The sequence below is a fragment of the Limnoraphis robusta CS-951 genome (assembly GCF_000972705.2).
In genome coordinates this window covers 1-10,797 of the sequence record NZ_LATL02000239.1, presented here as the reverse complement: position 1 = coordinate 10,797, position 10,797 = coordinate 1, and the positions used below count along the sequence as shown (strand labels likewise).

The 10,797-nt window shown below is 42.2% G+C and carries 9 protein-coding genes and 3 pseudogenes; 7 read left to right on the top strand and 5 right to left on the bottom strand.

Annotation, left to right across the window (positions count from 1 at the left end):
• Window positions 1-589 precede the first annotated feature (589 nt).
• Both WN50_RS20475 and WN50_RS20470 read right to left on the bottom strand, forming a co-directional pair.
• The gene (locus WN50_RS20475; RefSeq protein ID WP_046281895.1) at window positions 590-874 is read right to left on the bottom strand and encodes a hypothetical protein; all 285 of its coding nucleotides are present in this window, start codon (window positions 872-874) and stop codon (window positions 590-592) included.
• Window positions 875-1,257: 383 nt separating this feature from the next.
• Window positions 1,258-1,647, bottom strand: a complete 390-nt coding sequence (locus WN50_RS20470; RefSeq protein WP_046281896.1) for a RidA family protein — start codon at window positions 1,645-1,647, stop codon at window positions 1,258-1,260.
• 289 nt (window positions 1,648-1,936) lie between these two features.
• Between WN50_RS20470 and ilvC the strand changes: the two genes are divergently transcribed.
• On the top strand, window positions 1,937-2,932 hold the full coding sequence (gene ilvC, locus WN50_RS20465; protein ID WP_046281897.1) for a ketol-acid reductoisomerase: 996 nt from the start codon (window positions 1,937-1,939) through the stop codon (window positions 2,930-2,932).
• A 134-nt stretch (window positions 2,933-3,066) separates the two neighbouring features.
• Here the strand turns inward: ilvC and WN50_RS20460 are convergent, their stop codons facing one another.
• The 3 genes from WN50_RS20460 to WN50_RS20450 form a co-directional block, all read right to left on the bottom strand.
• On the bottom strand, window positions 3,067-3,291 hold the full coding sequence (locus WN50_RS20460) for a hypothetical protein (RefSeq protein WP_046281898.1): 225 nt from the start codon (window positions 3,289-3,291) through the stop codon (window positions 3,067-3,069).
• A gap of 367 nt (window positions 3,292-3,658) precedes the next feature.
• Window positions 3,659-5,389, bottom strand: coding sequence for an Rqc2 family fibronectin-binding protein (locus WN50_RS20455; protein ID WP_046281899.1), 1,731 nt, complete (start codon window positions 5,387-5,389; stop codon window positions 3,659-3,661).
• A gap of 324 nt (window positions 5,390-5,713) precedes the next feature.
• Window positions 5,714-6,409 (bottom strand): riboflavin synthase, encoded by a 696-nt coding sequence (locus WN50_RS20450; protein ID WP_046278483.1) that lies wholly within the window; start codon window positions 6,407-6,409, stop codon window positions 5,714-5,716.
• 202 nt (window positions 6,410-6,611) lie between these two features.
• Between WN50_RS20450 and WN50_RS20445 the strand changes: the two genes are divergently transcribed.
• The 6 genes and pseudogenes from WN50_RS20445 to WN50_RS20425 all read left to right on the top strand — a co-directional run bounded on the left by WN50_RS20445 (window position 6,612) and on the right by WN50_RS20425 (window position 10,773).
• Window positions 6,612-7,121, top strand: coding sequence for a bifunctional nuclease family protein (locus WN50_RS20445; RefSeq protein WP_046278482.1), 510 nt, complete (start codon window positions 6,612-6,614; stop codon window positions 7,119-7,121).
• Between the two features lie 75 nt (window positions 7,122-7,196).
• Window positions 7,197-7,710 (top strand): annotated as a pseudogene (locus WN50_RS20440) (aldo/keto reductase); the annotation flags it as partial.
• A 1-nt stretch (window position 7,711) separates the two neighbouring features.
• On the top strand, window positions 7,712-8,517 hold an 806-nt coding region (locus WN50_RS20435; protein ID WP_152964881.1), incomplete at its 5' end, for an aldo/keto reductase.
• Between the two features lie 231 nt (window positions 8,518-8,748).
• Window positions 8,749-9,410, top strand: a pseudogene (locus WN50_RS37730) (alpha/beta hydrolase); the annotation flags it as partial.
• A 1-nt stretch (window position 9,411) separates the two neighbouring features.
• Window positions 9,412-9,825: pseudogene (locus tag WN50_RS36435) on the top strand (hypothetical protein); the annotation flags it as partial.
• Window positions 9,826-9,933: 108 nt separating this feature from the next.
• On the top strand, window positions 9,934-10,773 hold the full coding sequence (locus WN50_RS20425) for an alpha/beta fold hydrolase (RefSeq protein ID WP_200906326.1): 840 nt from the start codon (window positions 9,934-9,936) through the stop codon (window positions 10,771-10,773).
• Window positions 10,774-10,797 lie beyond the last annotated feature (24 nt).

Below are 10,797 nucleotides of genomic sequence, written 5' to 3'. Positions count from 1 at the left end.
AACCCGCCCCTACATCATTGTTAAGGGCGGGTTTATAGAGATTATTTGTGAGAGACATACATTTTTGTAGAACCCGCCCCTACATCATTGTTAAGGGCGGGTTTATAGAAATTATTTGTGAGAGACATACATTTTTGTAGAACCCGCCCCTACATCATTGTTAAGGGCGGGTTTATAGAGATTATTTGTGAGAGACATACATTTTTGTAGAACCCGCCCCTACAGTAAAAAAACCCTCAGACTAAGCTGAGGGCTAATTGATCGGGGTGCATCTACTCCTGTTCTGTTTTTCGGTTAATATCAAGAGGTTTCCGGATGATTTGCAGAATGTTTTACGGTATCAAGTTAAGTTGATTGTGACAAAATTGTGAAAGTTTGATGTCAAATTTAGAACAAAAAAATCCCCTAGCTTTCGCCAAGGGAATTTGATCAGGGTGCATCTACTGAGTTCTCTTTCTGTTCTTGATTGACAAGTTCAGGAGAATTTCTTTAAAATTTCAGAGATTAACAGTTTTTAGTTTGCTGTTGATTATTTAATTAAAGCCTGCAACCGTTCTAGATTGCAGGAGTTGAACGCAGATAAAGTCTTTCAAGCAATGATTCTATCGGGTTTGACATCCAGTAAAGCTACTGTCATGTTTTTAACAGAGATTTTTATTTTTTGGGCAAGACGCATCTGAGAAATCGGTTCTCTTAGAATATTTTGGGAAGCCGTCATCAGATCAGCGATGTCTTGATTAACACACTGGATATGTAACACACCCCAACGTCGATAGACTTTGCATTTTGCTAAGGGTTGAAGCCGTTGCAATTCTTCGTTATTTTCACGATAGAAGTCCCAAATTAACCGGGTTAATTGTGAAGGTCGTCTCATATCACCAAGGTTTATCAAAATAGATTTAACAGTGAGACACTACATAAATCAATTGAGTGTCTTTCTTCTAGTATGAATCATAAATTACCCTGGTTATCCATTCAATTCGTAAAGCTGAAATAAGACTTAACAGGAGTTTGCGAACTGTAAACTGCTCAATCCACTCTGTAAAATCCTTTAAGTTCAGTCTCCTCTAGGTATTCAAGGATATTTTAAAATTTTTTGGTAAAATAAAATCATAAGTAACTTTACATAAGTTGATAGAACTTAACTGTTTTTTCTCAATTTAACCCCAGATTTGTATCGTATGTAGCTGATCCCTTAAACGCTTTTGGTTTTTACTTCTGTTACTTGGGGTAGTGGGCATCTGCCTGGCAATGGGATTAATCTCCACAATAAACAATCAAATCAATCTCAATATCACCGAAATTGGCAAGACCGAGAACACCGACTGTTGTACGACTGGGTAAACGTTTTGAGTCAAAATAAGACGCATAAATTGAATTAACACTTTGATAATAGCGAAAATCACTTAAAAAAATTCGTGACATGACAACGCGATCAAAATTTGTTCCAGCTTGTTCAAGAACTAACCGCAAATTTTCCATGACTTGTCGGGTTTGTTCTTCAATACTTCCTTTGATGATTTCTCCTGTATTGGGATCTTCAGCAAGCTGTCCGGTAACAAAGAGAAAATCTCCCGCTCGAACTGCATGAGAATAGGGTGCAACAGGCGGTAAAATATTATCAGGTAGGGTAATGTACTCTAACATGGTTAATAATTGCGATAGAAAAGCTTCAAATTTTGATTCTTCAGGTTTATTGATTTTATCCTATTGTTGAATCTTTAAATCGCATCACCGACTTGTGATAGATGATTAGGGTGTGTTACAATAGGGTGATTGACTCAAAGTGCGATTCAATCTCTAGTAAGGCACCGAAGTCAGTTTAAAAATTAAATAGAATTGCTATATTGTTTACTCCTTAAGTGTGTGACCGACTTGTGATAGGATAAAAGTTTTGCACTTCCCCCCTCACAAGTTAGGATAGGAGATCCCCACTATGGCTCGGATGTATTATGATGCAGATGCCAATCTAGATTTACTGGCAGATAAAACAATTGCAATTATTGGTTATGGTTCCCAAGGTCACGCCCACGCCCTCAACCTCAAAGATAGTGGCTTAAACGTAGTCGTTGGGCTGTATCCGGGTAGCAAGTCCGCCCTCAAAGCCAAAGATGAGGGGTTGACGGTTCATCCAGTAGACAAAGCCGCAGAAGTAGCAGACTTGATTATGATTCTGCTGCCGGATGAAGTCCAGAAAACCGTTTACAAAACTGAAATTGAACCCCATCTGGGCGCTGGTAAAATTGTAGCCTTTGCTCATGGCTTTAATATTCATTTTGGTCAAGTTGTCCCCCCACCGGAAGTAGACGTGATTATGGTGGCGCCCAAAGGCCCTGGTCATCTCGTTCGTCGGACTTATCAAGAAGGACAAGGGGTACCTTGTTTGTTTGCCGTTTATCAAGATGCTTCCGGTCAAGCTCGCGATCGCGCAATGGCTTATGCTAAAGGGATTGGTGGAACTAGAGGGGGAATTTTACAAACCACATTCCGTGAAGAAACTGAAACCGATTTATTTGGGGAACAGGTGGTGTTGTGTGGTGGTTTGAGTGAATTGATCAAATCGGGGTTTGAGACGTTGGTAGAGGCGGGTTATCAACCGGAATTGGCTTATTTTGAATGCTTACACGAAGTTAAATTAATTGTTGACTTGGTGGTTGAGGGCGGTTTAGCTAATATGCGCGATAGTATTTCTAATACGGCAGAATACGGCGATTATACACGCGGCCCCCGGATTATTACTGATGAAACGCGCGCAGAAATGCGTAAAATTTTGAAAGAGATTCAAACTGGTCAATTTGCGCGAGAGTTTGTCCTGGAAAATCAATCGGGTAAACCTGGGTTTACGGCTATGCGTCGCAAAGAAGCAGAACATCCCATCGAAGCTGTCGGAAAAGATTTACGGGCGATGTTTAGCTGGCTGAAAAAGAAATAATTCAGTCAACAGGGAACAGGGAATAGGGAAAAAACTCTTAACGGGTCACTGCTGAGGGCGGGTTGATTTAGGTTGTTTGTCAGAAACAGAGATTGTGACTGAACCCGCCCCTACCTAAGTCACTGGTGAGGTGGTTAGGGTTTACCTCCTCCTTTTTGTAACTGTTCAATTTCTTTCTCTCGTTGGGCATCTAGGTCTCTTGGTCTTAACCAGTCAGGCCATAAACCGACGATGAATTCTCGACTTTTGACGCTGGCTTCTCTAGCGGGTTTGGGGAGAAACTCATAGGTATCGCCGGATGTGATAAAAATAGCGACTAACAGTAAGAACAAAATACCCAGTAGTTTTTTAGGATTCATATTTTTTGTTTATAGGGGTTTAGGCTAAAGTCTATCTAACCCATATTGTAATCAGTAGATAGACCTCTGAGATGAGTTCTCTATATTGAGATCAAATTCGTCACGTCGGTTTCTGTCAAAAGGTTGAACTCAGATTGAGATTTAAGCATTAAAATAAAAAGACCAGCCGAAACTGGTCTTTTATCACAATGAAAAGCACCGTTGTTGTTTCGATTTGAGGCTAACCCAGGAGGTGCGTTCCCATGCAACCTGCGGGTTGGAGTTCTCAAATCTCCCTAATTCTCGATTGTAACAAAAAACACCAATTTTTCCGATAGTATTTTCACTCATCCTCTAGAAGTAGGTGTTGGGGTATCGTTTCAGCAGTCTATGGCTTGGCGATCGCCGCTTGAGGATTCCCCCAGATCACGGTTTCATGCTTATAGATGACCATTCCGGGTTTTGATCCTTTGGGTTTATAGACGTGTTTGGGTTTTGTATAAATCACGGGAACCTGTTCACTCTGACGAGCGCGGCTATGATATGCTGTTAAATTCGCTACAAACTGCAAATCTTTTTCTTCGGGGACGTCCCCGGCGCTGAGTCGTAACAATACATGGCTTCCGGGAATTTCCTGGCTATGAAACCACAAGTCATAATCTCCCGCAATTTTTGAAGTCAATAAATCATTTTGGCGGTTATTTCGTCCAACTAATAATTCAAAACCAGTAGGGGTTTTATACCGATGAAATTCGGTTTCAGTGGTTGCTCGATTTTGATAACCGGGTGTATTAAAATAGCCTTGTTGGGTGAGTTCGTCGCGAATTTCTGCGAGAGTTTGTAAATCTTCTGAGGTTTGATAAGATTCAATTTGAGCGATCGCGGCTTCGACTTGTTCTAAATAATCAATTTCGGCTTTTACTTCGGCTAAAAGCGGTTCAACGGCTATTCTAGCGCGTTTTAACTTTTGATGACGTTTATAATAGGCTTGGGCATTTTGAACGGCATTTTTTTCGGGTTCGAGGGGAATTTTAACGGGTTCTCCGGTTTCAAAGTCAGATAATATTATACTTGTCATTCCGGGTTTCCATTCTTGCAGAGAAGCCATTAATAAATCGGCTTGAGTTCGATAAATATCTGCATTGTCCGATTGTTTGAGACGTTGAATAAACCCGTCAGCTTTTTGGCGTAATTTACTGAGAAGATTGTTGAGTTTTTGGCTAATTTGATGGCGGAGTTGCTGAAAGTCTTGTTGGTTAAGTTCGGCAGTATAATAACAGTTGAGCAGTTCTTGAACCGTTTTAATAGACGGTTGAGTTGGGGTATGATTCCAAGCAATCACAGAATATCCGGTTTCTGTAAAATGGGGATAAAAGTTAGATTTTTCTAAGGCTTCTAACCATTGACACCAACATTCAAATAAACGAGTCCATTCCGCATCGCTGAGGCTATCGGTTGAACGATCTCCATCGAGTCCGGCAGCTTGAACCATTGCTAAAATTAAAGCTGAACTCAAGCCTCGATAGGTTTTGAGGAGTTGACGCTTGAGGGAACCGGGAATTAAACTGACTCGTCGTTGCCATTGATCTAGAGGTTCACTCAACCGAGGAATGGGATCGGTGAGACTGGGCGGGAGTTCGTAGGGTTGACTGGTTTGGATCGGGCGAACACTCGACTGTTGACTACTGACTTGATGTGCTGTTGTGACAATTAGGTTATCTTGTCCGGTTAAGACAACATTACTGTATTTGCTCATCACCTCGACGTAGAGATGCCAAAGGGCGCTTTCTCCGGGGCGTTTAGCAAATTGCAAGTCTAACACCCTTTCCCAAGGTGAAACTTCCGCGATCGCAACTAAGGCTAAACCGCTTAACTGATGTCGCAGTTGATCGCTAAAGGTAAACGTATCGGGTACGCGAGGAGGCGGATCACCGATACACATTCGGGCGGCTTGGGGGTGCCAAGAAATATCTAGCCATCCTTTACCCTTAAGCGTGCGTAACAGCAGGGAAATGGTAAAGCGATCGCGTTGATAAACTTGTTCGAGACGGGCGGGAAGCCATTGTTCTCGAAGTTCTGTACAAGTGGCGAGCAGAGTGGTGTAGTCAACAGGTTGCATGATCGATCAAGATAGGGGAGTCATGTAGGGGCGGGTTCTGCAATGATGTATCTATTCCTAGAAATAAGTTACATAAACCCGCCCCGCAGATGGGAACATCGGGAGGTTTACACAGGCTATTGATAACAGACATAGATCTCAGGGGAGGCGCGCCCCGCAGATGGGAACATCGGGAGGTTTACACAGGCTATTGATAACAGACATAGATCTCAGGGGAGGCGCGCCCCGCAGATGGGGAGATCAAGAGGGCGGGTTTACACAGGCTATTGATAACAGACATAGATCTAAGCGGAACCCGCCCCTACAAAACTGTTACCTGTTCCCTTAACTAAATCCATGTTCAGCGAGAAATTCGGGGGTAATATCTTCTATTGTAGAAATTGAGGGCATTTCGTTGAAAACGGCAGGAGTTCTCAGGAATTTGGCAACATATTTCCCCAGGATGTCCGCTTCGAGATTGACCCAACTACCGGGTTTGAGGTACTTTAGATTGGTTTGGCTGTAAGTGTGAGGAATAACAGCAACTTCAAACCAGTTCCCTTCGCGATCGCAATCGGCTATCGTCAGACTGATACCGTTAATAGCGATACTGCCTTTGGGAACAATGAAAGGAGCAATGTGTTGATGCCATAGGGTGGCTTGTGTAGGGGCGCTAAACTGCATTTCCCAAGAACTCGCGGTTTGAACCGAAGACTGTAAACATCCAATCCCATCAACATGACCTGTCACGAAATGTCCACCTAATTTGCTCCCGGCACGCAGGGAGGTTTCAAGGTTGAAGTAGCCGTCTAAACCCTGTCCTAACGTCGTCCGACGTAGGGTTTCTGGGGAAGCCGTAGCGACAAAACCCCCGGTGATGATTTCGACGACAGTTAGACAAACTCCGTTAACTGCAACACTATCACCGATGGCTAAATCTTCTAAGATTAAATCAGTTTGACCGGAAACGCAGGAGATTTGAAACTGTTCGTCGCTTAGGGGCAAAATTCTCCCCAATGCTTGAATTAATCCTGTGAACATGGCACTTTTTCAGTAGGGGATCAATGTTAAGTGAATAAAACTGGATTCACGTTTTGCCTGAAAGCTGAGTTTGACGGGTGAGATTGTCAAACAAAAATCTGTTGTTGATTTCAGGGAATTTCAAGGCATACTGGAATGCAGGATGTTCTGTCTACGGGTTTGATTACTCGTTTACCTAAAGTATTCTATCGAGGCTGAGTCGATGATTGAAATGAAAGTCGCCGGAATCGCGCTAGATGCTGCTACTCGCAGTCCCATCGTTCTTTTGAGGGATGCCTCAGAGCGGCGTGCCTTGCCTATTTTTATTGGTCAGGATCAAGCTAGATCGATTATTGGCGCATTGGAAAACCATAAACCTCCCAGACCGTTAACTCACGATTTGTTCGTCAGTATGATGGATTCTTGGGATCTGACCTTGGAACGGGTTGTGATTCACTCCCTGCAAGATAATACCTTTTATGCTGTCTTAATTGTGCGTCAAGGGGAGCTGAAAAAAGAAATTGATGCTCGTCCCAGTGATGCGATCGCTCTGGCTTTGCGGACAGATACCCCCATTTGGGTGATGGAAGAAGTAGTTGCAGATGCTTCTATTCCGGTGGATCGGGAGGCTGATGAGGCTGAACGCCGTGCTTTTCGGGAGTTTGTGTCCAACCTGAGTCCGCAAGATCTGATCAAACGTTCCGATTTTCGCAAAAAAGATGAGGCCCAGTAATTGGGGTTCAGATCATGGATGGTTTGATTGACAAAAATATAGCTCAATTCCTCAATCTAAAATCCGAATTTTAAAATGCGTTATCGGCGGTTTGGTAAAACCGATCTACGCCTTTCTGTTCTAACGCTTGGAACCATGCGATATCTGGCGTCTGAGGACAATGCAAGGCATACAGTGCAGCAGGCAGTATCCCAAGGAATTAATCATATCGAGACGGCAACAGGGTATGGGAATAGTGAACAATATTTGGGTGCTGCATTATTAGCTGGGTTGCCTGTTGTGCGATCGCAACTTTACATCACATCAAAACTTATCCCGTCGGCTGATCCGAGCGAGATGGAACGGGGGGTTGATCAATCCTTGGAACGGCTAAATCTCGATTACCTCGATTGTTTAGCCCTTCATGGTATTAATACCTGGGAACATCTCGATCTGGCAATACGGGGAATGTCGGGGGTGCAGAAGACTCTTGAGGATGGTCGAGTCAAGCACATTGGCTTTTCGACCCACGCACCATTAGAGGTGATTCTCGCTGCTATTAATACACATTTGTTTGAATTTGTCAATCTGCATTATTACTATTTTTTTCNGTTTAGCCCTTCATGGTATTAATACCTGGGAACATCTCGATCTGGCAATACGGGGAATGTCGGGGGTGCAGAAGACTCTTGAGGATGGTCGAGTCAAGCACATTGGCTTTTCGACCCACGCACCATTAGAGGTGATTCTCGCTGCTATTAATACACATTTGTTTGAATTTGTCAATCTGCATTATTACTATTTTTTTCAGCGAAATGCAGCAGCTATTGAGTTAGCCGCCCAAAATGATATGGGGATTTTTATTATTTCTCCGGCAGACAAGGGCGGACAGCTTTATACTCCATCCCGACGTTTACAACAGTTGTGTCAGCCTTTTTCGCCTCTGATGTTAAATTATCGCTTTTTACTCAGCGATCGCCGCATTACGACGTTAAGCGTGGGGGCGGCGAACCCAAAGGAGTTAGATTGGCCCTTGACGGTGGCCGATCAAGATGGGGAGTTAAGCGAGGAGGAAAAGGCGGTTTTAGACGGTTTAGACGCCACTCAGCGAGAGGTTTTGGGGAGTGAAGGGTGTAGCCAGTGTTATGAGTGTTTACCCTGTCCTGAAGCCATTAATATCCCGGAGGTGTTGCGGTTGCGAAATTTAGCCGTTGCTTACGAGATGACAGAGTTTGGAAAATATCGCTATCGAATGTTTGAAAATGCGGGTCATTGGTTCCCTGGAAACAAGGGAAACCGTTGTACTGACTGCGGGGACTGTTTACCGCGTTGTCCGCAAAAGTTGGATATTCCAATGTTACTGAGGGATACTCATCAACGTTTAAACGGAAAAGAAGGACGGCGTTTGTGGGAATAAAACTAGGGAATAAAAAGGAGATCATTCGGAAATGTTTCAACCTGTATGTGAACTAAATCAAGTCAAAAGTTACCCTACTGTTATTACAACAAATGGGGATGAAGCTAATATTTATTATCCCNAAGTTGGATATTCCAATGTTACTGAGGGATACTCATCAACGTTTAAACGGAAAAGAAGGACGGCGTTTGTGGGAATAAAACTAGGGAATAAAAAGGAGATCATTCGGAAATGTTTCAACCTGTATGTGAACTAAATCAAGTCAAAAGTTACCCTACTGTTATTACAACAAATGGGGATGAAGCTAATATTTATTATCCCGATTTATCCCAAGTTGAAAATCCGCCTTTTAAATTGCCGATTGCTTTATTTTTACAAGGATTTGAGGTTGATAAACTATATTATACTCTATTTTCTAAGTTAATTGCCACCGCAGGATTTGTGGTTGTCGTTCCCAATCATACTCCACCGGGTCGAACTTATCTCGCCCCAGAATTAACTCAAATTTTAGCCATATTAGATTATTTTAAAAGTGATTCTATCCAAGAAAATTTAGAGATTGCCAACAGTGTAGATCCCGAAAAAATGGTTTTGTTTGGTCATTCTTGTGGAGGAATTACAGGTTTAGAAGCGATTCGATATTCACAAACCGTTGAGCAGATTTCCGGTAAAAAGTACATTAGACCTCCTGAGTTAGTTGGAGGGGTTTTTTATGGAACGAATCTTTTAACAAAAGAAGCCGGATCACTAACGATTCAAAATTCAGGAATTCCCATCGCTTTAATTGCAGGTGAACTTGATACTATTGTTTTACCTGAATTTACTCAAAGAACTTATGACAATATAGCCGATAGTCCGAAGGCTTTTATTCAAATTAAAGGAATAAATCATTANCCTGAGTTAGTTGGAGGGGTTTTTTATGGAACGAATCTTTTAACAAAAGAAGCCGGATCACTAACGATTCAAAATTCAGGAATTCCCATCGCTTTAATTGCAGGTGAACTTGATACTATTGTTTTACCTGAATTTACTCAAAGAACTTATGACAATATAGCCGATAGTCCGAAGGCTTTTATTCAAATTAAAGGAATAAATCATTATGGAATCACTGATGTTTCTCAGCCTAAAGATGGGCCAGAAGAAGAAAATAAACCCCAACTTAAACAAACAGAATCCGTTAAAATGATTGCGGAGTGGAGTGCATTGTTTTTACAGGCTTATGTTCTCAAGCAACAAGCTTCTTTAGATTGTTTATCGCAGTATCAAAACTTTTCCAACGAACAAATGAGTGTAATTTGTGAGGGATAATTCTTAGGAGTTCTACCCGAAAACCCGATTTTTTTTGAACAAGAGGGTTTTTTCGCGGAGAGGAGTAGTATAATATCCCCTACATTTGAATGAACAATAATTGTCACCTTGGATAAAAATACAATCAAAATCGGATCGCTAGAATGGTTTTATCGGGAAGCCAAACCGGAACAAACAGATAAATCTCCTGTTTTACTCTTACATGGGTTAGTTTCTCAGAGTTACAGTTGGGTGGTGTTGATGGAAGAATTAGCTGCGAAAGGCTATCGGGCGATCGCACCAGACTGGATCGGATCGGGGTTTTCTTCTAAAGCAGATAAGCGGGATTTTGCTTATACTCCCGATGCGTTTTTGAAGGCGTTATCGGAGTTTATTGAAACGTTAGAACTGAGTCAATTTCATCTGGTTGTACAGGGGTTTTTAGGTTCAGTGGGTTTACAATATGCGCTCAAAAATCCTGATAAAATAGATCGTTTAATTGTTTTAAATACGCCTGTTTCTCCTGCGGCTAAACTTCCCTGGAAAATTCAACAAATGGGTTTACCGTTTGTCGGGGATATGATGGTACAAGATCCGCTACTCGTTGATCGAACGTTGGAAGGGGGAAGCGGTTATGTGATCGAAGATAAAGATTTAGATGTTTATCGTCGTCCGTTTTTGAAAAGTTCTGCTTCGGGGCGATCGCTTTTAGCAACGATTAAAAATCTCAAACTGAAAGAGTCGATGGCGGAAATTTCAACAGGGTTTAAAACTTGGGAACATCCAACTCAAATTATTTGGGGAGTTGCTGATCCCTGGTTGAGTGTTGAACAAGCCCAAGAATTTGCGAATTTAGTTAGAGGTTCGGAGTTTGTGAAGTTAGAAAAAGCCGGACATTATCCTCAAGATCATTGGGGGAAAGAAATTAGCGAGTCGTTGTTATTGTTTTTGAGAAAACAAGCCGTTTAAATCTTCACATTATCGTGATAGAAT